This window comes from Pandoraea terrae (genome assembly GCF_902459695.1).
Taxonomy (GTDB): domain Bacteria; phylum Pseudomonadota; class Gammaproteobacteria; order Burkholderiales; family Burkholderiaceae; genus Pandoraea; species Pandoraea terrae.
In genome coordinates this window covers 116,066-140,510 of the sequence record NZ_CABPRZ010000001.1, presented here as the reverse complement: position 1 = coordinate 140,510, position 24,445 = coordinate 116,066, and the positions used below count along the sequence as shown (strand labels likewise).

The 24,445-nt window shown below is 61.3% G+C and carries 20 protein-coding genes and 2 pseudogenes; 8 read left to right on the top strand and 14 right to left on the bottom strand.

Translation table 11 applies throughout. The features are described from left to right. Nucleotides 1–115: 115 nt before the first annotated feature. Nucleotides 116–2,329 (top strand): penicillin-binding protein 1A, encoded by a 2,214-nt coding sequence (locus PTE30175_RS00615; RefSeq protein WP_150695113.1) that lies wholly within the window; start codon nt 116–118, stop codon nt 2,327–2,329. A gap of 62 nt (nt 2,330–2,391) precedes the next feature. Here PTE30175_RS00615 and PTE30175_RS00610 read toward each other — a convergent pair whose 3' ends face one another. The 6 genes from PTE30175_RS00610 to PTE30175_RS00585 all read right to left on the bottom strand — a co-directional run bounded on the left by PTE30175_RS00610 (nt 2,392) and on the right by PTE30175_RS00585 (nt 9,663). Continuing rightward, nucleotides 2,392–3,756 (bottom strand): 2-hydroxycarboxylate transporter family protein, encoded by a 1,365-nt coding sequence (locus PTE30175_RS00610; protein WP_150695112.1) that lies wholly within the window; start codon nt 3,754–3,756, stop codon nt 2,392–2,394. Nucleotides 3,757–4,080: 324 nt separating this feature from the next. Further along, nucleotides 4,081–4,659, bottom strand: coding sequence for an NnrU family protein (locus PTE30175_RS00605; RefSeq protein ID WP_150695111.1), 579 nt, complete (start codon nt 4,657–4,659; stop codon nt 4,081–4,083). A 166-nt stretch (nt 4,660–4,825) separates the two neighbouring features. Further along, nucleotides 4,826–6,532 carry an MFS transporter gene (locus PTE30175_RS00600; RefSeq protein WP_150695110.1) on the bottom strand — a complete coding sequence of 569 codons (1,707 nt, stop codon included), beginning with the start codon at nt 6,530–6,532 and terminating at the stop codon, nt 4,826–4,828. A gap of 116 nt (nt 6,533–6,648) precedes the next feature. After that, the gene (locus PTE30175_RS00595) at nt 6,649–7,998 is read right to left on the bottom strand and encodes an MFS transporter (protein ID WP_150695109.1); all 1,350 of its coding nucleotides are present in this window, start codon (nt 7,996–7,998) and stop codon (nt 6,649–6,651) included. A 67-nt stretch (nt 7,999–8,065) separates the two neighbouring features. Then, nucleotides 8,066–8,707 carry a 4-carboxy-4-hydroxy-2-oxoadipate aldolase/oxaloacetate decarboxylase gene (locus PTE30175_RS00590; protein WP_150695108.1) on the bottom strand — a complete coding sequence of 214 codons (642 nt, stop codon included), beginning with the start codon at nt 8,705–8,707 and terminating at the stop codon, nt 8,066–8,068. A 77-nt stretch (nt 8,708–8,784) separates the two neighbouring features. Next, the gene (locus PTE30175_RS00585) at nt 8,785–9,663 is read right to left on the bottom strand and encodes an NAD(P)-binding domain-containing protein (RefSeq protein WP_150695107.1); all 879 of its coding nucleotides are present in this window, start codon (nt 9,661–9,663) and stop codon (nt 8,785–8,787) included. A 255-nt stretch (nt 9,664–9,918) separates the two neighbouring features. Between PTE30175_RS00585 and PTE30175_RS00580 the strand changes: the two genes are divergently transcribed. After that, nucleotides 9,919–10,593, top strand: a complete 675-nt coding sequence (locus PTE30175_RS00580; protein WP_224788538.1) for a GntR family transcriptional regulator — start codon at nt 9,919–9,921, stop codon at nt 10,591–10,593. 102 nt (nt 10,594–10,695) lie between these two features. Beyond that, entirely contained in the window at nt 10,696–11,541 is an 846-nt protein-coding gene (locus tag PTE30175_RS00575; protein ID WP_150695106.1) for an amidohydrolase family protein, read from the top strand. A gap of 17 nt (nt 11,542–11,558) precedes the next feature. Here PTE30175_RS00575 and PTE30175_RS00570 read toward each other — a convergent pair whose 3' ends face one another. After that, a complete protein-coding gene (locus tag PTE30175_RS00570; protein WP_191628729.1) occupies nt 11,559–13,262 on the bottom strand; it encodes a winged helix-turn-helix domain-containing tetratricopeptide repeat protein in 1,704 nt (567 codons plus the stop codon). A gap of 130 nt (nt 13,263–13,392) precedes the next feature. Here PTE30175_RS00570 and PTE30175_RS00565 point away from each other — a divergent pair, with 130 nt between their 5' ends. After that, nucleotides 13,393–13,731, top strand: coding sequence for a hypothetical protein (locus tag PTE30175_RS00565; RefSeq protein ID WP_150695104.1), 339 nt, complete (start codon nt 13,393–13,395; stop codon nt 13,729–13,731). On the opposite strand, the pseudogene PTE30175_RS00560 reads toward PTE30175_RS00565, so the two are convergent. Continuing rightward, a pseudogene (locus tag PTE30175_RS00560) lies at nt 13,708–14,037 on the bottom strand (enolase C-terminal domain-like protein); the annotation flags it as partial. The gene PTE30175_RS00565 and the pseudogene PTE30175_RS00560 overlap by 24 nt on opposite strands. A 74-nt stretch (nt 14,038–14,111) precedes the next feature. After that, nucleotides 14,112–14,204 (bottom strand): annotated as a pseudogene (locus PTE30175_RS00555) (IS200/IS605 family transposase); the annotation flags it as partial. Between the two features lie 85 nt (nt 14,205–14,289). Between PTE30175_RS00555 and PTE30175_RS00550 the strand changes: the two are divergent. From PTE30175_RS00550 to PTE30175_RS00540, 3 genes are all read left to right on the top strand, one after another. Beyond that, nucleotides 14,290–15,507 carry an RNA-guided endonuclease InsQ/TnpB family protein gene (locus PTE30175_RS00550; protein ID WP_150695103.1) on the top strand — a complete coding sequence of 406 codons (1,218 nt, stop codon included), beginning with the start codon at nt 14,290–14,292 and terminating at the stop codon, nt 15,505–15,507. 157 nt (nt 15,508–15,664) lie between these two features. After that, nucleotides 15,665–16,714: a LacI family DNA-binding transcriptional regulator gene (locus PTE30175_RS00545; RefSeq protein WP_150695102.1), complete on the top strand. Its 1,050-nt coding sequence runs from the start codon at nt 15,665–15,667 to the stop codon at nt 16,712–16,714. Between the two features lie 603 nt (nt 16,715–17,317). Then, nucleotides 17,318–18,346: a PDDEXK nuclease domain-containing protein gene (locus PTE30175_RS00540; RefSeq protein ID WP_150695101.1), complete on the top strand. Its 1,029-nt coding sequence runs from the start codon at nt 17,318–17,320 to the stop codon at nt 18,344–18,346. A 418-nt stretch (nt 18,347–18,764) separates the two neighbouring features. Here PTE30175_RS00540 and PTE30175_RS00535 read toward each other — a convergent pair whose 3' ends face one another. The 3 genes from PTE30175_RS00535 to PTE30175_RS00525 all read right to left on the bottom strand — a co-directional run bounded on the left by PTE30175_RS00535 (nt 18,765) and on the right by PTE30175_RS00525 (nt 21,445). Continuing rightward, nucleotides 18,765–19,454 carry an RES family NAD+ phosphorylase gene (locus tag PTE30175_RS00535; protein ID WP_191628727.1) on the bottom strand — a complete coding sequence of 230 codons (690 nt, stop codon included), beginning with the start codon at nt 19,452–19,454 and terminating at the stop codon, nt 18,765–18,767. Beyond that, on the bottom strand, nt 19,441–20,340 hold the full coding sequence (locus tag PTE30175_RS28440) for a hypothetical protein (protein ID WP_224788537.1): 900 nt from the start codon (nt 20,338–20,340) through the stop codon (nt 19,441–19,443). Before PTE30175_RS28440 ends, PTE30175_RS00535 begins: the two co-directional genes overlap by 14 nt. Before the next feature lie 691 nt (nt 20,341–21,031). After that, nucleotides 21,032–21,445: a hypothetical protein gene (locus PTE30175_RS00525; RefSeq protein WP_150695381.1), complete on the bottom strand. Its 414-nt coding sequence runs from the start codon at nt 21,443–21,445 to the stop codon at nt 21,032–21,034. A 349-nt stretch (nt 21,446–21,794) separates the two neighbouring features. Between PTE30175_RS00525 and PTE30175_RS00520 the strand changes: the two genes are divergently transcribed. Beyond that, nucleotides 21,795–22,346: a glutathione peroxidase gene (locus tag PTE30175_RS00520; protein WP_150695099.1), complete on the top strand. Its 552-nt coding sequence runs from the start codon at nt 21,795–21,797 to the stop codon at nt 22,344–22,346. 108 nt (nt 22,347–22,454) lie between these two features. On the opposite strand, the gene PTE30175_RS00515 is transcribed toward PTE30175_RS00520, so the two are convergent. Continuing rightward, nucleotides 22,455–23,429: a VOC family protein gene (locus PTE30175_RS00515; protein WP_150695098.1), complete on the bottom strand. Its 975-nt coding sequence runs from the start codon at nt 23,427–23,429 to the stop codon at nt 22,455–22,457. Between the two features lie 28 nt (nt 23,430–23,457). After that, complete coding sequence (locus tag PTE30175_RS00510; RefSeq protein ID WP_150695097.1) at nt 23,458–24,438, bottom strand: PDR/VanB family oxidoreductase; 981 nt, start codon at nt 24,436–24,438, stop codon at nt 23,458–23,460. Between the last annotated feature and the right edge of the window lie 7 nt (nt 24,439–24,445).

Genomic DNA, 24,445 nt, shown 5'->3' with positions numbered 1-24,445 from the left:
CGCGCGAAACAAATGTAATTGTCTGTTAATGCGAAGCGGCGTAGCGCTGTTTTGACGACAGAAGCGTCCTTCCGTTTTGGTACGATCGCGCGTTTCCCACCAACGCCTCTCCGCCGTGAATCACCGGTATGTATCGTTGCTTCGTGAGCATTGCGCACGGTGGCTTGCCCGCATCCAACCGCTGGCTGCCGCCGGCGGCACGAAAGCAAGACTCGTTTTCAACGACGCGCTGCGCCGCCTTCGCCACCCGACGCGACGCGGCATCGCGCTGGCGCTCGCCGCGTTGCCGGCGCTGTTCCTGCTGTACGTGCTTGCGCTCGTGCCGTTTACGCCGGGCATCGGCGACATTCGCAAAGCCCGCGTCGATCGGCCAGCGTTGATCGTGTCGGCCGACGGCAAGCTGCTCGATGAATTCAAGCCTGTCAATCGCGAGTGGGTGTCGCTCAAGCAGATCTCGCCGTACATGGTGGATGCATTGATCGCCACCGAAGACCACCGCTTCTACGAGCATCACGGCATCGACTGGAGGCGCACCGCGTCGGCCGCGCTGCATACGTTCTCAGGTGACCGGCAAGGAGGCTCGACGATTACACAGCAGCTCGCCCGCAACCTGTATCCCGACGAAATCGGCCGCGCGCCGACGCTCACGCGCAAGCTCAGGGAAGCGATCACGGCGTTCAAAATCGAAGCCGTTTACAGCAAGGACCAGATCCTCGAGACATACCTGAACACGGTGCCGTTCCTTTACAACGCGTTCGGCGTGGAAATGGCCGCACGCACCTACTTCGGCAAATCGGCCGACGGGCTCGACGTCCTCGAAAGCGCAACGCTCGTCGGCATGCTGAAGGCCAACACTGCCTACAACCCTGTACTCAATCCAGCGCGCGCGTTGCAGCGGCGAAACACAGTGCTCGGGCAGATGAACAAGTATGGGAAGCTCAAGCCCGACGCCTACAGTTGGTTAATGCGACAACCGCTCAAGGTCGATTTCGAGTTACAGACCGCGCGACCGGGCGCCGCGCCGCATTTCTCGGCGCTATTGCGCAAGTGGCTGATCGCCTGGGCCGATCGCAACGGATACAACATTTATGCCGACGGGCTGGTCGTGCGCACGACCATCGATTCCCGTCTGCAGGCGATGGCGACGCGGGCGATGGACTGGCAGACGGACCAGTTGCAATCCATTGCAAACGAGGCATGGAACGAACGCACGGGCTGCTGGCCGGGCAACGACCTGTTCCGGACATTCATCCGGCAGACGCCCGATTACCGCGCCGCACGCGATGCGGGTCAATCGGATCAGGCCGCGCTCAGGAAGCTCGGGACGAACCCCACGTTCGTCCGCGCGCTCTGCCGGAGCAAGACGCAAATCCAGGCGGGTTTTGTCGCGATCGATCCGCGCAACGGAGATATCAAGGCATGGGTCGGCAGCCGCGATTTCAGCGACGAACCGTTCGATCACGTGCAGCAGGCCCGGCGTCAGCCAGGTTCGACGTTCAAGCCGTTCGTCTACGGCGCGGCCTTTGCGGACGGCGCGCGGCCGAGCGATACGATCGTAGACCGGAACGTCTCCATTCCGCTGTCCGGCCATGCGAGCTGGCGGCCTACCGACGCGGAACCGCCCACTGACCGACCGATGACGCTGCGCGACGCGCTTGTGTATTCGCGCAACCGCGTTACCGCTCAACTCATGCAAAAGGAACGCCCTGAGAAGGTTGCACGGCTCGCGCGCGCGATGGGTGTGCGCGAAAGCCCGCTCGAAGCGGTGCCGTCGCTTGCGCTCGGCACGAGCCCTGTCACGCTCAAGGAAATGGTCTCGGCGTACAGCACGATCGCGAACCGCGGCGCCTATAGGGAGCCGCGCACGGTCACGCGCATCGAGGATCACGACGGCAAGGTGCTCGCCGAATTCGCAAGCGCAGCGCCGGAACAGGCGCTGCCCGCTGGCGCAGCGCAAACGCTCGTCGATGTGATGCGCGACGTCGTCCGCCGGGGCACCGGCGCGGGCATCCGGACGCGCTTCGGGATTCGCGCCGACGTGGCCGGCAAGACGGGCACGACGCAGGACAACACGGATAGCTGGTTCATCCTGATGCATCCGCACCTCGTCGCCGGCGCATGGGTGGGTTTCGACGATGGACGTGTGACGCTCGGCAACGACTATTGGGGCCAGGGCGCGCACAGCGCCTTGCCGATGGTGGGCGCGTTCTACGACATGGCGCTACGCGCGAGAGTCATCGATCCGGATGCGCAGTTCGGCCCCGACATCCGGAATCCTCGCACGGTTCATGCGCGACGACATCGACACTTCCTCTTCTGGGGGTTCTGATGTCGTCGCCGGCGGACGCGATATCCGGCATCGCTTCCAAAAGCCGCTCCTTTTGCCAGGAATTACGCCAACCGGGACAGGGCCAGCAGCGCCAGCGTGACGGTGATCGCCCCGCCAATGCGGGTGGCGATCTGCGCGAACGGCATCAGTTCCATGCGATTGGCGGCCGTCAGGATGGCCACATCGCCCGTGCCGCCCTGTCCGCTGTGACAGGCGTTGACGATTGCCGCCTCGATCGGGTACATCTTGAGCCAGCGCCCGACCACGAAGCCTGTCGCCATCAATGAAGCCACCGTGGCGGCGATGGTGACGATGTTTGTGATGTTGAACGCGGCGACCAGCTTGTCCCACGGCGTCATCGCCACGCCGATGGCGAACAGCAGCGGGTAGGTCACGGCGGCGGCGAAGAATTTGTAGACGACCTGCGCCCCGCTTTGCAGTTGCGGCGATACTGCGCGTGTCAGTTTGATCAGCACGGCGATGAACAGCATACATACCGGCGCCGGAAACCCGAACAGACGTTGTGACAGCAGCCCGACCAGGTACAGCGTGATGGCGGTGACGCCGGCCGCCGCGATGGTGTTGACGTCGGGTGCGGCGGGGGTGTCCTGCGTCTGAGCCGGTTGCGGCGGGAAACTGTCTTCACCCGGCTGAAGGCGGCCCTCCCCGGTGAGATGCGGATAACGCTTGCCGACGAAGTTCAAAGCGCCGGAGAAGAGAATCGCGCACAGGCTGCCCAGCATCACCGGCGGCAGGACTTGCGCGAACAATTCGCCTTGCGACTGGTGCAGGATGTCGGAGTAACCGATCGAAAGCGGGATCGCGCCTTCGCCCACGCCGCCGGCCAGGATCGGGATCACCACGTAGAACAGCGTGTGTTTGGCTTCCATGCCAAGTGCCACGCCGACCGCCGTCCCCACGATCCCTGCCACGATCGAACCGGCGGCCAGCGGCACGAAAATCTTGATGAACCCCTTGATCAGCACTTCCCGGTCCATGGCGAAGATGCTGCCCACGATGATCGATGCGATGAACAGATAGAGGAAATTGCTCGTCTTGGTGAATTCGGTCACCACGCCCAGCATGCGCGCCGGCAGCAGATGATGGAACGCCAGGAACGACGGGATGAAGGTAGCGAAGATCGCCGCCGCGCCGATGTTGCGCAGCAGCGGCACGCGCTTGCCGAGTTCGGCGCAGGTGAAACCGCACAGCGCCATGATGGCGATCGCCATGGAAATCTCGCCGGGGACTTTGCCCGTGAACACGAACCCCGCCACCAGGCCGAGCAGGATCAGATAGACCGGCAGCGGAATAATGCCGATGCGGAATTCGACCAGTTTCCACCAGCCATGCGGCCAGAACCCGGCCCTGGTGGCAACGGCCGCTTGCGTGTCGCGTTGCGGTGAGAGGCTTGCTATGTTTTCCATGAACGGCTCCTTTGGGCGCGCGCGCGACCGGCGATCGATTGGCGCGCGATCGTTCGATTGAATATAAGGGGCTGACCCTCACACGCAGTGCTGCGCGGGGTAATGGCGCACGCGCCGCGGCGCGGACGTGCGTTGTCTCCTGACGCTCTGTTGTGATAGGTATGCGGCGGAGTATAGGGGGCGCAGGCTTTCAGCCAGCTTTCATCGCGAATGCTGCGTCGCACAAAGCGAGATGCCAACGGGCGCATGAACCGACGCCGCCCGAGGCGTTTGCCGCCGCGTTGCTGACCGCCGTCGAGTGGAGTCGCTGAAAACGCACACCACTCAGCCAAACGGGCGCACGCCGATCAACCATCCGTGAAGCACAAAAGCGAACAGCGCCCAACCCGCCAGCCCGACGACGACGACGACCGCGTCGCGCGCCAGGGTTCCGGCTGGATAGCGTGTGTTCGCAGCCCGGTCGCGACGCCACGCCGTCATGAAACTCGCCACAGCCCAGACGAGGAAAGCGCCGAATAGCACGACGGCAGCCAAGGTGCCATTCGCGAACAGGTGCGCCAAGGCCGAGAGTTGCACCCCTGCCACCATCGGGTGAGCGACTGCGGCCTTGATGCGGTTGCCTGGCACGTACGCTGCTGCGAGCAGAACGGACGACAGTAGCATAAGCAGTGCGGCGACATGCCGCCCCCACGTCGGCGGCGTCCAGAGGACCACGGGGTGCCCGCGCGCGAGGCCATAGCCCCAGACGATCAGCCCTAGCCCGACGGCCGAAGCCACCGAGTAGAAGCCCTTCCAGCCGTTCGGGCCCAACCGGGCAATCTGCGCTGTGCGCCAAGGTTCAGCGACGATTCGGACGGAGTGTGTGCCCAGAAAGATCAGCAATCCTAGTATGAGTACCGTCATGTTGAACTCCTCGCGTTCTTGTGCCTTGAGATTATCGCGCAGGACGCCAATGTCTTCAGCCCCAAGATTGCGGAGCGCTCATCGGCTTGGGGAACAGGCGTTCAACGGTGCCCCCTACCGGCGGCAAGCTGGCCCTCCAGCAACTGCCACCGATGTTCGACGGCACCTAGCCAGCCGAATTCGAAACCGCACGCGACCTCGCGTGGGCCGACGGCACTTCCGCGCCACTGTTGAAGCGGGTCTCGGGCAGGAAGAACAGGCCGATGATAAATGTGCAAGAGGCGACCACAACTGGATACCAGAGGCCGTAGAAGATATCGCCGGTTGCCGCCACCATTGCGAACGCCGTCGCTGGCATGAAGCCGCCGAACCAACCGTTTCCGATGTTGTAGGGTAGTGACGTCGCTGTGTAGCGCACCTGCGGGGGGAACAACTCGACAAGCCATGCGGCCGCGGGGCTATACACCATCGTCAGATAGATGATTAGCACTGTCATCAACAAAATCAGCATGGGCCGATTAACGTCAGCGGATACGGCAGTGATCGGGTATCCGCTCGCCGCCAGCGCTTGCGTCACGCGGGTATTCAATGCGCTGGACTGAGTCGCGAAGTCAGCTTCAGACAGCTTGGCTCCGTCGACGGCCGGAATGACCTGTCCACCGATGTGAATGGATGCGGGCGCTCCCGCTGGCTGAACCACGGTGGTATAGGGCACCGAGCTCCGCGCCAGTACAGCTTTCGCCGAGTCACAGGACGTCGTGAAGGCAGCCGTGCCGACCGGGTTGAACTGCACCGAGCAGCTCTCGGGGGTCGCATGGAGTTCGACTGGTGCGGCGGCCCTTGCATGCTCGAGCTGCGGGTTGGCATAGTGCGCAATCGACTTGTAGATGGGGAAGTAGGTCAGTGCGGCGAGCAGGCAACCAGTGAGAATGACGGGCTTGCGACCGATACGGTCCGACAGCCACCCGAAGAAGACATAGAACGGCAGACCGATGACGAGGGAAAGCGCCAGCACTTCGTTAGCAATTCGGCCATCCACCTTGAGCGTCTGCAGAAGAAAGAACTGAATGTAGAACTGGCTCGTGTACGCCACTACCCCGAGGCCGGCCGTGCATCCGAGCAACGAGAAAAGAACCATCATCGCGTTACGGCGGTTGCCGAAGGTGTCACGCAGCGGCGCCTTTGACTGCGCCCCCTTCTGCTGCATTTTCTCGAATTCCGGGCTCTCCTTGAGCTTCAGGCGAATCCACATAGACACACCCAGCAACGCAATTGAGAATAGAAACGGTACACGCCATCCCCATGCCATGAACTGCGCTTCGCCAATGAGGGTTCTCACGCCAAGGATGACAAAAAGAGAAAGCAGCAGTCCGCCCGAACCGGTCGTCTGTATCCATGATGTGTTGAAGCCACGCACGGACGGTGTCGAATATTCGGCGACGTAGGTCACGGCTCCGCCGTACTCGCCACCGACAGCAAGGCCTTGCAACAGCCGTAGCGCAATCAACATAATCGGCGCAGCGATGCCGACTGATGCATACGACGGCAGCAGGCCGACAATGAAGGTCGGCAAGCCCATCAGAACGATGGTGATGAGGAAGGTGTGCTTGCGACCGCTCATGTCTCCGAGACGACCGAACAGCAGCGAGCCGAACGGTCGTACGACGAAGCCCGCGGCGAAGGCTAGCAACGCGAAGATGAACGAGGCGGTCGGATTAACGCCCGAGAAAAACTGCTTCGCAATGACGGTCGACAACGAACCGTACAGATAGAAGTCATACCACTCGAACATCGTGCCAAGCGATGAGGCAAGAATGACCTTGCGGCGCTCGCGTGACTCAGCGGATGTAGATGATGCAGTGCTGCTCGACATGACGTACTCCAGATTCGGCGCTATTTACTACAATAATGGAAGCGGCTCGGTGATAGGGCAGCCGATGTCGCGAGGGACCGATGCTGACTGCGCGAGTGCTTTCTTGGGAATGGGACTCAAACGACGCGGTGTTCCTTGAGGGAGCGGGACGCGTACCATCCAATCGCTGCACAGCAGGCTCCCGCGACAAATACCGAGGTATAAGAATGCGTGGCGTCGATGAAGTAGCCCGAGACCACCGGCGCGAGCGAACCAACGAGCGCAGCGAAGGTGTTCATGAACCCGCCGATAGGGCCGCCGGCAGAGGTCGGAAACATAATCGTGGTGAACGGCCAAACCAGCACCCACATGTTCACGAACACGGAGAACACCACGGCGGTCACAAGAATCGCCCACACCGGCACGATTGCCTTTCCCAGCATCGCGAACAGAATGAAGCAGCCCGACAATGCAACGGTCACAAGAAGGGAGACTGAAAGCGCACGGACGCGGCCCACCTTGTCCGAAATCAAGCCACTGAGCGGCTGGCAGATGGCTGCCGGAAACGCAGCAACGAACGCCCAGAGGAGCCCTGCGCTGCTCAGCTTCAACCCATATTCGGCGACAAGATACGAAGCAAACCACGTCCACACGAAGTACTTGCAGCCCTGATATCCCGCGTAGACCACCGCGAGCAGATACGGGTACTTGGAGGTGCGCATGATGTGCCCGAACTTGGGCTCGTCATGTGCTTCGACTTTCGCACCTTTTGCCGTGACCACCCTGTCGAGGGACTTGAGGCCAACCGCTTCCGGACGATTTCTGATGACGAACGGCACGATGAGCATCATGATGAGGCCCGGAATCGCCGAATACAGAAACCCGGTTTGCATCGCGGTCAGCCCGAACGCCATCGTGCTGCCGGTCAATAGGAACGGCATCACCGCACCGCCGCTGCCGGTCCCCAACGCGCCGCCCATCGCAAGCAGCCCTGTCTGCGTGCCTCGAAGGCTGGGCGCAAACCAGCGGGCCAGGACGGGATTCAACGGCACCCACACCGCTGCCGCACCGATGCCGATAACCGCCCGGGCCGTGATAGCCAGCGCGATGCTGTCTTCGTGAAAAGCGAACACGATGCTCGCTAGTGCAATCATTGCGGTGCCGAGGGTCACCGTCCACCGCGCGCCGAGCCAGCGCTCGCTGATGTATCCCCACGGCAACTGACTGACCGCATAAGCGATGAGAAAGGCCGAGTCAATCCAGCCGACGGTCGCGGCATTCCAGCCGTGCTCCTGGCGCAGCAGGGGCATGACAGTCGGAATGTTGTACCGCATGAAGAGGTCGATGAAGTACACGGCCCAGGCGACGGCCAGGATAATCCAGGAACGTCGATACGCCGTTACGGGAGCACTGACCGATTTTTCGGTCGTGTCCGGCGACGCAGCTTCAGCACTGTCCGCCAGGTTGGTTTTTGCCACGTACATCATGAGTCTCCGGCTGGGTCGTTTCGTTGACGACGCTTGATGTTCGGTCGAGGTAAGGCTGGCTTCGCGTTCAGACCATCCCGAGCTTCTTGAGCGTATCGGCGAGACCGAGGAGCTCTACGGTGCTCTTACCGGCCTCCACTCCCGCGCGAATGCCGTTCTCCTTGTCCTCGCGTGTGCGGCTCATACGGATAACGCCCTCCACGGCGCTTTGCTCGACGACCACGAGACCGTCACGGTCACCAACGACGATATCGCCCGGATTCACAATAACGCCGCCGATGGATACAGGCACGTTCACCTTCCCCGGCTGGTTCTTGTTGGTCCCTTTGATGGAAAGTCCACGCGAGAATGTGGGAAAGCCTAATTCGATGATGGCATTGGCGTCGCGAACGGAACCATCGATGACCAGACCCACGATGCCGAGCTTCTGAGCGGCCAACGTCAGCAAGTCACCCCACGGCCCAGCTTCGATGAATGCCTTGGCATCGACGACGAGGACGTCGCCGGGCTTGGCTTTCGTCAGCGCATAGTGAATGGCGAGGTTGTCGCTCGGACGGCAGTCGACGGTAAGCGCCGGCCCCGCGAGTCGGAGCGACGGGTCAATGGGACGCAGTGCGCCGTCGATGGCACCCTTCTGCCCCTGGGCTTCGTGAATCGTCGCGGTACCCAGTTGCTTGAGCGTTTCGATTTGTTCCTTGCTGACAGACATGGTGCTTCTCCAAAATTTAGAACGAGTGGGGGCTGGCAGCCGGGCTGCCACATTTGAATCGAGGGAATCGAGAGGGGTTAAGCGGCTTCGATCACCGCTTCAGAGGAAAGCCAGTTCAGAGCGTCTTGGAGCGTTGGCTTCTCGGTAGGCAAAGGCAACACATCGAGCTTCTCCGCCGTCCTGGCAAACCGGTGCTGAACGCCGTCGAGGACATCTGACAAGATGCCGATACTTGCAAGCTGGCGCTCGGCTTCATCAACTTCGTGCATGCGCCGGCGGGCGTGAATGACGTGAGTGGTGACGAGCATCTCCAGAAACTGCGGCAGCGATGCCTTGTCGATGTCCTGCAGGACGTCATAGAGCGCCGGGCGTAGCCCTTGACGTTCGGCGGCCATCAGTACCTCAACCGCGAGTGCTTCCATGCCCTTCGTGAAAACGCTGCGAAGGATTTTCAACGACATGGCGTCGCCGGCGTGGCTATTCGGAAGAACATCCGGAGCGGCGCCGGAAGCGTCGGACAGGAGCGACGAGAATGCATCGGCTGCGTCGCCCGAGCACAGCAATGGCGTGCGCGCGCCGAGCAATGCGATGGCGCCCATGATGGCGACGTCGGCATATGCGATGCCCTTGTCAGTCGCCTGGACCGCCGCCTGGCGCTTTTCGTCCGGCGCGGCCGTCGTGAAGTCCGCGAAAGCGGCTTCCTGCTTCATGTGGCCGAAGCAGTGTTGCGCGACGTGGAGAGATTTCGTTCCGACCACGCAGGACAACACCCAGTCAGCATCATTCAGCCACGGGCCTACCGACTCATGGATGGAAAGTTTGAGCCCACTCGCGAGTTGCGCGGCAGACTCCGAGATGCGTTGCTCGCATAGCAAAAGTGTCACGTCAGAGCCGCCCGCAAGAGCGTGTGCGTAGCAGCGCCCCACTTCGCCCAACCCGATGATTGCAATGTTCATTGATTCCTCCTTCGATGGCCAAAGAGTACAAATAAAATACAATTCACTCAAGCGGAACTAACGAACTCGCGGGAATACCCCTAAAATTAGACCGTCAGACGTTTCTTGCAACTAAATTCGGCACAATGTAAAAACAATGGATCCTGTAAGATATCGCCGGAGCCGAGCGGCAGACGCATCTGCGGGCCGCCAGGCGGTCAGACGGACCTCCTTTGCAGTAGCCACGGCGAGTCAGCGAAAACGAGTGAAGCGACAATGAAAAAGGGAATGGATTTCGCCTACGACACCATGCGCAAACGCATTCTGTCGGGGCAGTACCAGCCTGGGACGCAGTTGAAGGAAGAGCATCTCGCCGACGAGTTGGGCATGAGCCGGACGCCGGTTCGAGCCGCGCTCAAGAAGCTGTCGGAGGACAAGCTGGTATCTGTTGAAGCGAATCGGGGGGTGTTCGTCGCCGGGTGGACGCGCTGGGACATTGAGGAAATGTTCAGTCTGCGAGCCCTTCTGGAGCCGCATGCAGCAAGACTTGCCGCCGACCGCGCTTCGGATGAGGACATTGCCGAACTGAACCGCATCAATGCCGAGATGGCGGACGCCATCGGTAGCGGCGCAGACGATGCTGTGCTTCGCATTCAGTCGGCCAACAGGGCGTTTCACACCTACCTGCTGGACTGTGCGAAGTCCCAACGGCTGAAGTCGATGCTGGTGACCCTTATCGACATGCCCGTCATCACCCGCTCGTTCTTTTTGTATTCGGCACCGGACTTCGCGCGCAGCTTGCAGCAGCACCAGGACATTGCCTACGCAGTTCAGACTCACGACGGCGAACTTGCCTGTCATCTGATGGAGGCACATATCCGCCTGTCGTACCGGCGCTTTATGAAGGAGCGCCTGGACACGCCGGCGGGCGGAACGACCGATTCTCAATGACCTTTGGGTGACCATGCACGGCCTCACGTAAACCCCATGAGGTAGATGGCAACACCCGTCGCGAAATACAAAAAATAAACAAATTCACCGTGGAGCCCTTGAATGACCCCGTTTTCCGGAGGGGAAGAACCTCCCCGTGTGACCCTGCCTGCCAATGCGTGTGATTGCCATATGCATGTCTTCGACTCGGCGCGTGAGCCGGTCGCCAGTGCGGTGGTGACACCGCCGACGGCAACGATTGCTGACTACAAACGTCTGCAGGCTCGACTTGGCACCACGCGCCATGTGCTTGTTCAACCGTCCACCTATGGCACCGACAATAGCCTGATGCTCGCCGCCCTTGAAGTGCAGCGCGCGTGCGCTCGCGGTGTCGCGGTCGTTGACGACTCGGTCAGCGATAACGAGTTGCGCAAGATGGATGAAGCTGGCGTCGTCGGCATTCGATTCAATCAGGTGCAGCCTGGCGCAACTTCGATGACGATGCTCACGACACTTGCGTCGCGAGTACGCGAACTCGGATGGCATATCCAGCTGCACTTGTCGAGCCAACAGATTATCGATTACGCGGATAGGTTGTTAGCCTTGAACGCACCCGTTGTTCTCGACCACTATGCACGCGTCCATCATTCAACGGAAATTGAAGATGCCGTGCGTGCAGACCTGTGGCGTCTGATGCGCTCGGGGCACGTCTGGTTGAAACTGTCAGCGCCTTACCTTTCCAGTCATTCGAATTCGCCGCCATACCCCGATCTGGCGCAGACCGCTGGTGCGCTGGTCAGCGATTTTCCAGATCGTCTCGTGTGGGGCACCGATTGGCCACACGCCACGGAAGCGTCGAAACCGAATGATGCGCGCTTGCTGGATTGGTTCGCCGACGTTGTCCCGGACGTGGACACCCTCAACCGAATCCTTGTTGATAATCCCCGGAACCTCTATGGCTTTGAGTAATTCTCTCGCCGCTAACTTCATTCCGGCAAGCCCGCCTTTCGCAAGCCGTCATAGAAACGCTCGCGCTGTGCCAGGAACACCGGGTTGGTAGACCGCTCGGTGGCTTTCAGGCCGCTTATCGTCTGAATCTCGATGTATTGCTTATATCGGTCCAGGTTTTCGTGCGCCTTGGCGGTGCGTCCGTGAAGCCCGTCGATTGATGCCATCCACATGTAGGCAAACCCGACCCGGGGATCTGCAGCGACCATCTTCTCCATTTCAGCGTAGGCCTCGTCGTCGTGTCCCAGGTGGAACTGGGCAATGCCGGCGATCAAGTGTGCATACGCGGCGCGGGTCTGGTCCATTGGACTGAGGCGGAGCGCCATGTCGACATGCTGCTGCGCTTCTTCAGCGTGCCCGAGTTCGATCCTGATCAGGCCGATGCGCATGTGAGCGTGCGCATGACTTGGATTCAGGGACAGGCAAGACTCGAAGGCCGCCTGCGCCGCCTCGAGCCGCCCGCGAAGAATGAGGACCTGCCCGAGGGCGAAGTGGGCAGTCGCGTTGTTGACATCGATCGCGAGCGCCTTGTTTGCCGCTTCGTCCGCTTCGCGAAGCATCTCCTGCGGGTGGGCGATGTGCCTGCCGAAGATCTGCCCCGCCAACGCGAGGCTGAGCCCGGCCCACGCCGACGCCGATTTCGGCGCCGTTTTCAGTGCCGCGCGGAACTCGTCGGCGGCGGCCTCCCAGTCCGAGCGCGCCGACGCCCGCCGCAGTTCGGCGAAGCCCCGCATGATGTGATCGATCGCGTCGCGCGGTTCGGGCCGATCTGCCCCCCAGCCGCCGACGACATCCATGATCCGGATATCGAGTGCGTTCGCGATGCGCGGCCCCAGGTCGCGCCGCCAGTTCCATTGGCTCTCGTCCGGATACTCGAGCGTGTCGGCCCAGAGCACGGTACCTGATTCCGCGGACAACAACTGGACATTGATTCGCACGTCGCTGCCGGACCGCCAGACACCGCCCGTTACGACGAAGTGAACCTCCAGGTCTTGGCCGGCGCGGCGCACGTCCGATGCCGTGTCGCGGTACGTTTGGGTGGAAGCCTGGCCCATGACCAGCGTGTCGGGCAAGCGCGACACATCAGCAATCACGTCGGCCGTGATGCCCTCGGCGAAGTACGCCTGCGACGGATCGCCGCTGAGATTGGCGAACGGCAGCACGGCAATCGAGCGCCGGCCGACCGGCATGGTCCCGCGCTCCCCTTCCGTCCTTTCCCTGTGCCACCAGACCCACGAACTGGCACCTGTGAGCGCAATCAGGCCGACTGCCAGCGCCAGGGCGATCCGTCGCCGGTTCATGGCGGCATCGCTCGAAGAGCGCTCTACGACTAGCGGGGCGGGCGGGATCGGACGGCCTGCATCGGCTTGGTCGAGCCCGACCGGTTGAAGTTCGAGTATGTAGCCGCGGCGGGGCACGGTGCGGACCACTTGCTGCTGATGGTCGCCCAAGGCTGAACGAAGCTCGCTGACGCACTGCACCAAGGAGTCGTCGGTAACGATGACGTCAGGCCACACCGCCTGGACGAGTGCCTCCTTTGCCAGGAGCCGCCTTGGGTGCTGCGCCAGGTAGGTCAGTAGCGTAAAGGTCTTGGGCCTGAGGGCCACCACCTGCCCGCCGATACGCAGTTCACCGCGCCCCAGGTCGACCTCGAACCCCGGGAAACGCAGCACGCCCTCCACCGCCTGAGCGCCGCCGACGGATTCCGCCGGATTTTTCGGATCATTTTCGGGATTCATTCGGCGTATCGTCGGGCCGCCCGACGCCTCCCAGCCTACGCTGGTATGTGCCATCTACCCATTGGAGAATATCATGTCAACGAAACACCTTCTACCGCACAGGATTGATCGCGACAGGCTTCCCGCATCGTCGAATTTCATGCGTCGGCTCGTGGCGGCAGCACGACGGCTGGCGATCGCGCGCACCGGGCTTTTGATCGCCGTATCGACTACGGCCCTGTTCGTGGTGCTTGTTGCACTGGCCCGGCTGATCTCGACATCGGCATCGGTGAATGCCGACGCGGGGTCCATTGCCACGCCAGCCCGTGCCCCCGTTGAAGACCGCAGCGATACAGTCCCGGCCGCCGCGCTGGGCTGGGAGTTCTCGGTGCTCGATTCGGCACCGCGTTCAGGCGCGGCCACCGACTTCTGACGCCTGGGCAGTCCATCCCGCGACGCGATCACTGAGCGTCAGTCCAAGCCCGGGACGCGTTGGCACGATCATGCGGCCGTCGCGCGTCTCGAGCTTTTCATTGAACAGCGGTTCCAGCCACTCGAAGTGTTCGACCCACGGTTCGCGGGTGTAGCACGCCGCAAGATGCACGTGCAGTTCCATGGCGAAGTGCGGCGCCAGCATCAGTCCCGCGTGATCCGCCAACGCCGCCACCTTGAGAAATGGCGTGATCCCTCCTACACGCGGTGCATCCGGCATCAGATAATCCGCTGCGCGCAGCTTGATCGGTTGCGCGGCAAACCCCGCCCTTCAGGGCGGGGTCAAGAGCGCGGACGTCAAAGCCGGCCGTGTCTTTGACTTTAGTGCGGCGTTTGCCGCTGTTCGATGTACTGCCGGATAACGGCGATGGGGGCGCCGCTACCGCTTCCGGCGAAACAGGATAGCGACCACAGCGCCTCCCCAAAATCAGAAAAAACGCCATGTCTGCCGGGCCGTATTTCGTTGTGGGCCGTCATAGCGCAACGTATGATTGAGGCCATGAAACGTCTTCAGGTCTTCAAATACGCACTGATGCCGAACGGCGAACAGGCGCGCGATATGCGCCGCTTCGCCGGGTCGTGCCGGTACGTCTTCAACAAGGCGTTGGCGATGCAAAAGGCGAATCACGAGGCGGGTCACAAGTTCATCGGCTACGTGGCCATGGCGAAGCACTTGACCGGCTGGCGCAATGGCCCTGACACGCCCTGGCTCAAGCAGGCGCCCTGCCACCCGTTGCAACATGCCTTGAAGGACCTGGAGAAGGCATACAAAAATTTCTTCGCCAAGCGCGCCGACTTCCCGCGCTTCAAGCGCAAGGGCAGCGGCGATGCCTTCCGCTACCCCGACCCGAAACAGATCAAGCTCGATCAGGCCAACAACCGCCTCTTTCTTCCCAAGTTGGGCTGGCTGCGTTACCGCAACAGCCGGGAGGTTCTTGGCGAGTTGCGCAACGTGACCGTGAGCCAGTCGGGCGGCAAGTGGTTCGTGTCAATTCAGACGCAACGTGAAATCGAGCAAGCTTTGCCCACGACGAGAACCGCCATCGGCATCGATGTCGGCATCGCCAGATTCGCCACCCTGAGCGACGCGAGCTTCATCGCGCCGCTCAACAGCTTCAGGAAACACCAGCAGCGGCTGGCCCGCTACCAGCGCCGCATGAGCCGCAAGGTCAAGTTCAGCAACAACTGGAAGACGGCGAAGGCCCGCGTCCAGAGGATTTACACCCGCATCGCCAACGCCCGCAAAGATTTCCTGCACAAGACCACGACGACGATCAGCCAAAACCACGCGCTCGTCTGCATTGAGGATTTGCAGGTACGGAAACTCTCCAGGTCTTCCAGGGGCAACAGCGAACAGCACGGCAAGAGGGTGCGGTGGAAGTCTGGCCTCAATCGTGCCATGCTCGACCAAGGCTGGGGCGAGTTCAGGCGGCAGCTCGACTACAAGATGTTGTGGAACGGCGGCATGCTGCTGGCCGTGCCGCCACACCACACCAGTCAGACGTGCCCTTGCTGCGGCCATATAGCGAAAGACAACCGGCAGACTCAGGCGCAATTCCAGTGCGTCGATTGCGGTTACGAAAATCACGCCGATGTGGTCGGCGCGATCAATGTGTTAGCGCGAGGGCATCGCGTTTTAGCCTGTGGAGAGTCGGCGCATTCAGGCCGCTCGATGAAGCAGGAACCCACCGAAGCGACTACGCAAATTACCGCGTAGCGCAGTAGATCCTATGAAGCATCCTGGCCGTCGCGAGTCGGCCGCCGGGAACGACGAATCGTCGCCGAGGACCGGCAAGACAGCGGTTCCGTATGCGGGTGCACGCGACGAGTCGCCCTGCCCCGGCTTGACCGGATCGCGGACAGGAGTCGTGGAGATGGCAAAAAAATACGAGCGCAAGCAGGCGCCGGTGATCGCCGGTGCCGCGAAGAGCGTCACGTTGATTGACGTTGCGCGCGTTGCGGGCGTCGCGCCGATGACCGTGTCACGCGCACTGAATCGGCCCGAACTGGTTCGAAGCGATACGCAGAGAAAAGTGATCGAGGCCGTTCGGGCGACGGGATACGTACCGAATATGCTCGCCGGCGGATTAGCGAGCAGCAAGAGTCATCTGGTCGCAATCCTGCTCCCGACAATTGCCAACTCGATTTTTTCTGACACCGTTCAGGCATTGATGGACGGTCTGACGACTTCCGGCTACCAAACGCTTCTCGGGCTCACTGGATACTCCACCTCGCGCGAGGAAGCGCTTGTCGAAGCTATCCTTGGCCGTCGGCCAGACGGAATCGTCCTCGCGGGCACGAGCCACACCGATGCGACGATCGAACGGCTGACAAAAGCGAAGATCCCGGTCGTCGAAATCTGGGACCTGACCGACAATCCGATCGATATGGTCATCGGTTTCTCACATGAGAAGGTTGGTGTGGCGGTCGCGCGGCATCTCATTCGCAAGGGGTACCAGCGATTTGGGATTGTCTCCGTCGATGACCCACGCGGCCTACGCCGCTGCGAGAGTTTGAAGAACGAGCTAGCCAAGCATGGCATCGTAGACACGTCGTTCGAAGTGCTTCCGGCGCCGGCGACGTTGCAGGGTGGGCGAGAAGGGCTCACTCGAATATTGGCGTCATCTTCGCCGGAGATTGTCGTTTGCAGTTCCGACACCTTGGCGCAGGGCGTGCTCGCGGAGGCTGCGAGCCGCGGATTGAATGTCCCTCGTGATGTTGCAGTGATGGGCTTCGGCGACCTCAACACCGCGGCACACGTCTGTCCCGCTTTGTCGACGGTTCGGGTCGACGGGGCTACGATCGGGAAAAATGCCGCCGAGGCTTTGCTTACCCGCTTTGCTGCGGAATCGGGGTATGAGGGCGAACGGCTCAATGTGCGGATCGACACTGGGTTTACCATCGTTGACCGAGAAAGCGCTTGAGTTCGCTTTGATCCAAGCGGGGCCGACGTTCGAACGTCCATGTGATGTGGCGGACGAACGACCGCAGATGGCCGATCTGCGATGAACGCAACCGGCCGAGTTCGAGCCACTTCTACCCTTCGACCCGGCGTGGCGTTTACAGCAGCTTCCAGGGTGCAACGGTCATTCGTGTATTCGGGGCGGCCGGCATGTGCTCGGCCTAAGCCGACATCGGCCCGTCAGCGTTGACGCGTCTGCTAGGCGCCAGTGACCGGACGTTCACCGGTCTGTGGCGGCGAACGTCCGTTTCGAACTTCAGCGAAAGCGTGCTCTCGACCCGTTGCCGTCGCTCGAGCCGTCAGAAGTGCAACGGCGGGTATCAGGGTCGAGAAGTCGTTCGGTGCAGTCACTGGAACACGTGGAGTTGGCCATTGCGGACGTCCTTGGGAAGCCGTAGGCTAACGCGGCGAGCGTCCGCTTTTTTTGAAGTCATCGGCGTTTGTGCCCCCATAAGGGGCAGCGGGCCATGCATGCGATTTCAGACACGTCCCGGTTGCCTGCCGCCCCCCTGACCGCCGATAATCACAGGATCTATTGTTTTGTCCTGTGCCTCGGACTACCCGAATGACAGACCTGCTTCGCAACTCACCCGACTACGCCGCATGGCTGACCGACCTGAAGTTGCGAGTCGAACAGGCGCGGCAACGCGCAGCGCTCTCCGTCAACCGTGAATTGATCTCGCTTTATTGGCAGATTGGTCGTGACATATTGGAGCGGCAACGGCGTCAAGGATGGGGCGCAAAGGTAATCGACCAACTTGCCCGGGACCTAAAAGCAGCTTTTCCCGACATGCGGGGATTCTCGCCACGCAATCTCAAATACATGCGAGCTTTTGCCGAGGCGTGGCCGGACGGCGCGTTTGTGCAGCAAGCTGCTGCACATTTACCATGGTTCCATCTGTGCACGCTCCTCGACAAACTGAAAGCAAACGCTGAACGCGAGTGGTACGCGGCCAAAGCCGTCGAACACGGTTGGTCGCGCAATGTGCTGGCCATGCAGATCGAAACGCGCCTGCACGAGCGGCAAGGTGGCGCGGTCACAAACTTTCGGGACCGCTTGACGCCGCCTCAGTCCGACTTAGCGCGCGCAACGCTCAAGGATCCTTACATCTTCGATTTTCTCGGCTTAACCGACGACGCGCAGGAGCGTGATATCGAAAGGGCACTCACACAGCACATCACCCGCTTCCTGATCGAACTTGGCGCCGGCTTCGCCTTCGTGGGTCGCCAATATCGGCTGGACGTCGGCGGCGATGAGTTCTTCATCGACTTGTTGTTCTATCATCTCAAGCTGCGCTGCTACGTGGTAGTAGAGTTGAAGACTACGCCGTTCAAACCGGAATACGCGGGCCAGCTCAATTTCTACCTGTCTGCAGTTGACGCCCAGTTGAAGCGCGCTGACGATCAGCAGACCATCGGACTACTGCTATGCCGGGAAAAGAACCGGCTCGTCGCCGAGTATGCGCTCCGAGGCATGGCTAAGCCGATTGGGGTGGCTGAGTACCAACTATTGCGCGAAGTCCCCGCCCCACTTGTTTCAGACCTTCCGTCAATCGAGCAAATCGAAGCCGAACTTGGCTCGGACAAAAAATAGAAGGCACAGAAAGCAGACATGCATTATGAGGCCCCCTCAGGCACCGACCGTCCGCAATGGCCGAGAGGCAACGTTCGCTTTCGCCCATGTGCTGGCCGTTTGCTGAGCCGAGCGGACGTCTGAATGTCCGGACCACCGGGTGGGCGAATGACGCATCATGGCCGGAAGTTCGCGTTCACACAAACTGCCGGAAAGCTGACGTTGAGGATTCCAATGTCCGTTCTGTCGACCGCTCATCGAACTGGTGCTATCGGCCAGTAGCCGACATTTCCTCGACCCGTTGCTCGGACGCTCAGGCGTCGGCTGTTGCTCGGAAGCTGCCAATGGAACGGGCGCATAAGTTTGCGCGCGACGCCGGTCGGAGCGCAAAACTGCCGACGCCGAATTTTCTGACGAACCGGTGAAGATGGTCCGCTCACTATTTGCACTCGTGCAGGTCTGGCTCGAACTCAGTCCCGCCGGGAGCGCCGCGCCACGTGAGCCCCTGATGGGCGAGCGCCTGCCGGATCTGCTCTTGTCCACTGAGTTCGTCGAGCGGAAAAATATCGCTGTCTTCGTACGTCCACCAGGCGGATGTCATGGGCGGCTCGAAAAACAAAAAAGCGCTGTCCGAACCCGCTTGCCGTGAATGCCACCGCAGAGCGGCACCATCCGGGTAGCCGGCTGCCATCAGTTGCGCCATCAGTTGCTGGGTGATGTCATGGGTAGCTTCGTAGTCAGACCGCTTCAGCGCGTGATCCCACATGGCGTCCAACGCGGAATTCGCATCGACCAGCTCGCGGCGGTAGGGCGTACGCAAATCCAGCAGGGGCACCTCGACGGTCAACGACAGCCGCGCAAGGCTCATTCCTTTAAGGTGAACAGGGTCCGTGTAGACGTAGCCTTGACGGACGCCAGCATTGCGTAGTGCGGTTTCCCAAAGCGCGGCGGCCGGCGTGTCTCCCGCGTAAAACATGCTATGAAAGCCGTCGCGCCACGCCAGCCGCGCTTTGGAGTTAGGGTTACTGGCGGTCGGAGAATATACGGCCGGGAACACATGCCAATAGTCGCCGGGTCTCAAAATACCACATTGAACCCGATGCAAGACGTCGTCCTCACCAGTGGGCATTGCGGTCCCCATCAAACTCCCGCTTGGCCACGTCGATAACCCGCTGAGCATCAAACTTGAATACTTGAGCTGGGCTTTCCGCGTCAAGCCTCGGATGGGGCGAGTACAACCAGAACGCACGCCGCCAACCACCGCGGTCGTCATCGCCACCGGGCAATGCCTTTAGTAACTGCGCCACCTCTGGCAGCACTTTGCCATGCGCGTCAAACTGGAAATCGGGATGCCGGAACGTGCGAAGTGGGGCATCCCATACGCCAAGGAGTGCACCACTCGCACGAAGGCGGGCTGCATATTGAGCCGGATTCTTTCCAAGCGAGCCGCCAGCCATCTCCGCTACGCGCTTGCCATCGGGCCAACCCTTCGCCAGTAGTTCATTGCGGAATTTGATAGCAGCTTGGTGCGGATCGGGCGCCGCAGGTAATGATGGCGTTGGGTCATTGAAATCGCTACCCTCCTGCTCGTGAATGGAGTCAAGGAGCTTCAAAATGTCCCATCGATTGCCCTCAACTGCGAGGCATAGCACTCGGTTCAAATTAGCTGACCAGATCAGCTCAAGGTCTCGCCAAGTCTCGACGTGCAAGGGTTCGATATGCGCAAAATCGCAAGCGCTGATTCGGAAGAAGAGACGCGCGTCCTGGGCACGCCACCGGGAGCGGGCCAGCTGCTCTCTTAGCGCCGAGTTAGTGCGTGCTACGTAGTCCACCAAGTGAAGGCTGTCTGTAACAAGAGAATAGGGGACGGATGGACGGTTGTGCGAAATGAATATACGTAGCCTGGCGCCGTGCTGGGGACGCTCGCCAACAATTTCTTCAACACTGACATGCCCCATTGCGACGACAGGCTGATTCCCATTGCCGGCAACCTCGATAAAGTCAATCGATGACATCGCCTTCTCCTTACCTTTGGCCTCTGCCAATTACAGCGCTCAATGAGTCTAGCATATTCTCGTTATCTACGTTAGGCTAGTTATCCTGATTGGGGGGGGTAGATTGCGGTTGCCGGGGAAGCATCCATCCTTCGCTCGCGGTGTCGGGAGCGAATCGCGGCTACGCTGGCTTACGCGTCACAACACGCCAACCTGGCTTGCGCCCACTGGGGCAGTTGAGGTCCGGCGTTTTTTGGTAGCGCACATTGTTGGCGCCGCGAACGAATCTACCTGCGCCGATAACTCGATGTGGCGACCGGCGGTTGTACCGGGGAAGCGGTCGTTGCAGTGGTCTGGTTCCGAACGGCGGAAACGGGTCGAGAGTACGCTTTCGATGAAGTTCGAAACGGACGTTCTCCGCTACAGACCGGTCAACGTCCGGTCACTGGCGCTTGGCAGATGGGCCAACGCCGACAGGCAGACGTCCGCTAAGGCCGACGAGGCGACGAAGGTCGCCTGCGCGCGAATGTCTCTCGTCTGGTGCGGAGCGGCCCTTCGAACGTCAGAGGGAACCAACTAGCCAATGACCGGCCTCGGCCGGTAAGAGCCGCCGGCAGCCTTCCGCTTTCGTCAGCGGTGATGGACGGCAACCGGTCCAATTACCGACGCTCCGCCGGATTTGCACGCATCGGCAGCTTCTGAGGTTGAACTGTCATAGGTACCCGCCCCCTAACAGGTCATGTGCATTCAGGATGGCATAAGCGATGTCCGGATTTTTCTCGAGACACCGGCGAATGGCTGCGGGAATGGATTGCCGGGTCTTTCGGCACAGCCCGGGGCGTTCGGCTAGCTGTATGTTGATGCCTCGTACCGTGCGAACTTCGTGAAGACTCGGCGCAATCTGCAACAGAATGCCCAACTGGGCTTGCATAAGTTCTGCAATGTGCTTCAAGTCGGCGAAGCTGGAGATGGTTTCAATACGCGCAATCAGTCTTTTCTCTTCTGCCTGCGTCAGGCGCAAGATGCGGATATCTCCGTGCGGGTCGTGCAATACGCGATCTCGATTACAGGTGCAGGCGCCGGGTGGGCACTCCTTGCGAATTGGAAAAGGGACCGGCTCTACCATAGGGCTGGCTACGCAGTTGGCTGGGGGACGGGTATCGAACATCTTTCATTGACCATCCGAGTATCCTTAGCCTGCCAGGCGCTGTCAAACCTATGCGAGCAACTCGGCCTTTGCCAACCTTCACGTAACGGCGTGGGGAGGCGGATCCAGGTTGCTTTTCGGACATTCGGGGCTCCGATGCCGCGGATGTCCGCTGTCACTGCCGCCCGACGCATACTGTCGGCCCTGAGCGGCCCCTCGGTACGCCGTGACTCGGCGTTGCGGGCGCACCGCCTGCAGGTGCGCAGACATTACGCTACACTCGACCGGATTCGCGGGCAATGACCGCCCGCTCAACCAAGGGAATGCCATGACTCAAGCTTTGCAACAGATTCCGCTCGTGCGCAACGATGGTACGCAAGCCACGCTCGCCGACTACCGCGGCAAAGTACTGCTCGTCGTCAACGTCGCCTCGAAATGCGGCCTGACGCCGCAGTACGAAGGACTTGAGCGTCTGTACGAAGACAAGCGCGGCGCCGGCCTCGAAGTGCTCGCGTTCCCGGCCAACAATTTCAAGGGCCAGGAGCCGGGCACCGACGCGGAAATTCTCGATTTCTGCTCGACGCAATACAACGTCACGTTCCCGCTGTTCTCGAAGATCTCGGTGCTCGGGGACGATCGCCATCCGCTGTACGCAGGGCTCGTCGACGCGCAGCCGGCTGCCACGGGCGAAGGCCCGTTCCGTGAACGCCTGAAAGGTTATGGCGTCGTGCGCGAGAATCCCGCCGACGTGCTGTGGAATTTTGAGAAGTTTCTTATCGGCCGCAACGGCGAGGTCGTGGGCCGTTTCTCGCCGGATGTGACGGCCGACGACGAGCGCCTCATGGCCGCCATCGACGCCGAACTGACGAAGGCCGCGTAACCGTCAGCGTCGATACGCGTCCGACACTGCACTGAACGCCTTCCAGTTCCCGGAAGGCAGACCGACCCCGGCGCGGCGCAGGCCGTATCCGGGGTGTGCCTGGGCAGCTTACTGCTTGCTCGTGTCCGTCATGAATTTGCCGGCCGGCGCCGGGGCCTGACCGCTGCCTTTCTGACGGCGTGTCGTTCCGTCCAGACCGCCATCGACCGCCCATTCTGCGAATACCGTCGGACCCGGCTCGAAATCGCGCGGCTTCCAGTCCGGTGTCAGGATATCCTCGTCGGCGTAATACTCGACGAGCGCGCCACACGGATTCTTGAAGTACCAGAAATACGCCGACGAAATCGGATGACGGCCCGGGCCGAGTTGCGTTTCCCAGCCGCAGCGGTCAATGTGCAGACCACCGCCGAACACCTCATGAATATCGCGCACGGTGAACGCCACGTGATTCAGGCCGCGCTTGCCATTCGGCAACTGCAGCAGGAACAGGTCGTGATGGCCGCCGTGCGGCGCGCAGCGCATGAAGGCGCCACGGCCCGGGTAGCGGTCCGACATCTCGAAGCCGAGCTTCTCACGGTAAAACGCCTCGGTTTCGGCCAGCGTGTTCGTGAAGAACACCACGTGACCGACTTCGATCGGCTGCGCGCGTTCATACACCGGGCTCGGCGTATCGATACGCGTGGGTAGTCCCCACGGGTTCGACGGCGAGCCCTTGATGTCCAGCTCGCGCTTGCCCGTGACTTCGATGCGGATCGCCAGACCGTTCGGGTCGATGCAGCCGACTGCGCCGTCTGCCGAGAAGTAGCCCGGTTGGCCGGCGAGCGTGTCGGCGAGCGCCGCCACTTCCGCCGCCGTCGCGACGCCCCAGGTCACTTCGCGCAACGTTGGGCCCTCTTCCATCGCCGGCGGCAGCGACGGATCGTTGTGTAAAACAGCCAGCACGCGCCCGCCGTTGAGCGTTTCGAAACGCACGCTGGTCGCGTCGGCGCCGACTTCCTTCAGGCCCCAATCGGCGAGGAAGCGGCGGCAGGCGTCGAGGTCGAGTACGCCGTAGGTGATTTGTTCGATGCCGAGAATCGTCATGGTCGTTCGTTTATCCAGTCGTTTGCGCTTACAGGTCCAGCACGAGCCGATCGCCCTTGCAGCCCGAAACGCAGATCATCATCACCTTGCCCGACTCGCGCTCCTTCGCGCTCAGCACGGAATCGCGGTGATCGGGGCAGCCCTCAAGCACACGCGTCTCGCACGCACCGCACACACCCTCCATGCAGCTGTGGTCGGCGTTGATGCCCGCCGCCAGTAGCGTGTCGAGCAATGTCGCACCCGCAGACACCGTCACTTCCTTGTTCGATTTCGCGAGCTTGACGACATAGCCCGACGTCGTCGCGGGCGCCGGCGCATCGGGCGCGGGGGCGAAACGCTCGACGTGCACGTCGGCGATGCCGGCATTGGCGCAGGCCGACTCAAACGCATCGAGCATGACACCGGGACCGCAACAGTACGCATGCGTGCCTGCGGGTTGATCGTCCAGATATTGGGCAAGCGATGTCGGCTTGCCGCCATTCTGTTCGTCGAAATAGCACACCACGTCGCCGCCGAGCGCTTCAATCTCCTCGAGGAACGCCGCGCCCTTCACGCTACGGGCGCAATACACCAACTGGACGCTGCGGCCGAGTTCGAGCAAACGACGGTACATGCACAGGATCGGCGTAACGCCGATGCCGCCGGCCACCAGCACCGTGTGCGCGGCGTCTTCAACCAGCTCGAAATGATTGCGCGGCGGCGAAATCTCGAGCGTCATGCCGACGCGGAAATTGTCGTGGATGAAACGCGAACCGCCGCGGCTCTTCGGATCGGCCAGGATGCCGAGCACGTAACGGTTCGGCTCGTGGGGCGCATTCACGAGCGAATACGAGCGCACCAGCCCGCTCGGCAAATGCAGATCGATGTGCGCACCGGGGGTGAACGGCGGGAATGCTGGCTGGGCCGATGCATTCGTGTCGTCGTTGGGAACGAGTTCGATGCTCATGATGCCCTCCGCTTCATAGCGGAGGGTGCGCACCATGGCCGACAGGGTTTGCTTGCTGCTCATATCGCGG

What these genes read in the sequence shown, in the direction of transcription:
- PTE30175_RS00610 (WP_150695112.1), bottom strand. Translation starts at nt 3,756, where the DNA reads ATGGAAAACATAGCAAGCCTCTCACCGCAACGCGACACGCAAGCGGCC.
- PTE30175_RS00605 (WP_150695111.1), bottom strand. Translation starts at nt 4,659, where the DNA reads ATGACGGTACTCATACTAGGATTGCTGATCTTTCTGGGCACACACTCC.
- PTE30175_RS00600 (WP_150695110.1), bottom strand. Translation starts at nt 6,532, where the DNA reads ATGTCGAGCAGCACTGCATCATCTACATCCGCTGAGTCACGCGAGCGC.
- PTE30175_RS00595 (WP_150695109.1), bottom strand. Translation starts at nt 7,998, where the DNA reads ATGATGTACGTGGCAAAAACCAACCTGGCGGACAGTGCTGAAGCTGCG.
- PTE30175_RS00590 (WP_150695108.1), bottom strand. Translation starts at nt 8,707, where the DNA reads ATGTCTGTCAGCAAGGAACAAATCGAAACGCTCAAGCAACTGGGTACC.
- PTE30175_RS00585 (WP_150695107.1), bottom strand. Translation starts at nt 9,663, where the DNA reads ATGAACATTGCAATCATCGGGTTGGGCGAAGTGGGGCGCTGCTACGCA.
- PTE30175_RS00580 (WP_224788538.1), top strand. Translation starts at nt 9,919, where the DNA reads ATGAAAAAGGGAATGGATTTCGCCTACGACACCATGCGCAAACGCATT.
- PTE30175_RS00575 (WP_150695106.1), top strand. Translation starts at nt 10,696, where the DNA reads ATGACCCCGTTTTCCGGAGGGGAAGAACCTCCCCGTGTGACCCTGCCT.
- PTE30175_RS00565 (WP_150695104.1), top strand. Translation starts at nt 13,393, where the DNA reads ATGTCAACGAAACACCTTCTACCGCACAGGATTGATCGCGACAGGCTT.
- PTE30175_RS00550 (WP_150695103.1), top strand. Translation starts at nt 14,290, where the DNA reads ATGAAACGTCTTCAGGTCTTCAAATACGCACTGATGCCGAACGGCGAA.
- PTE30175_RS00545 (WP_150695102.1), top strand. Translation starts at nt 15,665, where the DNA reads ATGGCAAAAAAATACGAGCGCAAGCAGGCGCCGGTGATCGCCGGTGCC.
- PTE30175_RS00540 (WP_150695101.1), top strand. Translation starts at nt 17,318, where the DNA reads ATGACAGACCTGCTTCGCAACTCACCCGACTACGCCGCATGGCTGACC.
- PTE30175_RS00535 (WP_191628727.1), bottom strand. Translation starts at nt 19,454, where the DNA reads ATGCCCACTGGTGAGGACGACGTCTTGCATCGGGTTCAATGTGGTATT.
- PTE30175_RS28440 (WP_224788537.1), bottom strand. Translation starts at nt 20,340, where the DNA reads ATGTCATCGATTGACTTTATCGAGGTTGCCGGCAATGGGAATCAGCCT.
- PTE30175_RS00525 (WP_150695381.1), bottom strand. Translation starts at nt 21,445, where the DNA reads ATGGTAGAGCCGGTCCCTTTTCCAATTCGCAAGGAGTGCCCACCCGGC.
- PTE30175_RS00520 (WP_150695099.1), top strand. Translation starts at nt 21,795, where the DNA reads ATGACTCAAGCTTTGCAACAGATTCCGCTCGTGCGCAACGATGGTACG.
- PTE30175_RS00515 (WP_150695098.1), bottom strand. Translation starts at nt 23,429, where the DNA reads ATGACGATTCTCGGCATCGAACAAATCACCTACGGCGTACTCGACCTC.
- PTE30175_RS00510 (WP_150695097.1), bottom strand. Translation starts at nt 24,438, where the DNA reads ATGAGCAGCAAGCAAACCCTGTCGGCCATGGTGCGCACCCTCCGCTAT.